Consider the following 1434-nt stretch of genomic DNA (forward strand, 5'->3'; position numbering starts at 1 on the left):
CAATACGCTTCCTCTATTAAAGTAACAACAGAGAACTTTCAAAGATTCAACTATGCCAGGCAAGAGAACAATGAATCCAAACGTTATCAAGTGAACCTTACTGAAGAAAATCGAGACATTCTTTGCTCTGTCCAAGCCTCAACAGGTTTAACTTTAGGTGAGATTGTGCAAGAGTGTTTTCATCAACAGAATTGCATATCACCACGACCCTTGAATACATTGGATAATCTTTCTACTACACAGCAAAATATTATGCTTGGTTCTATTATTGGAGATAGTACATTAAGGCATACACCTCTAAATCTATGGGAATCAGAAGCAGTTATCATGAACATTTTTCTATTAAAAAAATTATTATTAATTGAGTCTTGTAAATTCAACTAACATTGGAAAGAACCTATTTGACGCTTACAATAAACGCACCTGTACGCCACACAACTATCTCTTTATGTCAATCTAAGTTGGCAAGGCATATCTCTATCTATAAATTCTTTTGTTTCACGAATAATATAGCCCAGATCTTCAACACTTTTTTATGAGTACTCTCCGGATAACTAAATCTTTGTGAATCTTTTCCATTACATACAGCAACAAACTTTACAGCTTTAGACGTAGTTGAAGTAATGTACATTGCACCATGATGAGAAATAATTAATGCAGCATAATAAATATATTTTTTATTATTCAAGTACAGAAAACCGAACTATTGCAAAATGCTGTGTTAGCATTTCTAGTAATAGTTCGGCTTTTGGGGTTGCTGAAAACCTTTTGTCTCAGCCCCTAATTTCTTAGTTTAGATTAGAATTATTCAGGTAATTGTGTTACAGCTTCTTTTTCCACCGTTACCTCAACTTTTTCACTTTCATTACTATTTGTATTTGTCAGACTAACTTTAATTGTCGACTCTACAAATTGTTGTTTTAAACTGATTACCAGTTCACCTTCTTTAGATGCAACAGCAGTTCCCAGTAACGTTATACCATCTACTTTATATATTTTAACAGTATCTTTCAAAGCCAATCCTGTCAGAGTAACAGTGTCGGCAATTCCCACATTGTTCGCTACGGTGATTGTGTTGACCTCTGGAGCAGCTGTTTCTTTCTCAGCCACAATTGTTGCTTCGGTCTTCTCACTCTCTAGACTGTTGGCATTCATCACACTGACTTGAACTTTGTCTCCTGTTAACTGTGCTTTTAAGCTCACGATTACATCGCCTGCTTTTAACGCGACTGCGGAGCCTAGTAATGTTTTTCCATCTTCCGCATACACTTTCACTACGTCTTTGATAGCCAAGTCTTTCACCGTGACCGTATCAGCGATACCCACATTATTTGCTACCGTGATTGTCCCCACTGCCGGTGCCGGTGTCGTCGCTTCTGCGGCTACTTCAGCTTCCGTTACGGGACTTTCTTTGCTGTTCGCATTCGTCACGCT

Annotated in this window: 2 protein-coding genes; one reads left to right on the forward strand and one right to left on the reverse strand. The window is 37.6% G+C overall.

The window, feature by feature from the left end; all coding sequences use genetic code 11:
* The coding region (locus CSV77_RS17220; protein ID WP_233212299.1) for a hypothetical protein at positions 1-384 on the forward strand (384 nt) is incomplete at its 5' end.
* Between the two features lie 420 nt (positions 385-804).
* Here the strand turns inward: CSV77_RS17220 and CSV77_RS16970 are convergent.
* Positions 805-1434: Ig-like domain-containing protein (locus tag CSV77_RS16970; RefSeq protein ID WP_233212300.1), on the reverse strand; the 630-nt coding region annotated here is incomplete at its 5' end.

The organism is Sporosarcina sp. P16b (genome assembly GCF_002743065.1).
Lineage (GTDB): Bacteria > Bacillota > Bacilli > Bacillales_A > Planococcaceae > Sporosarcina.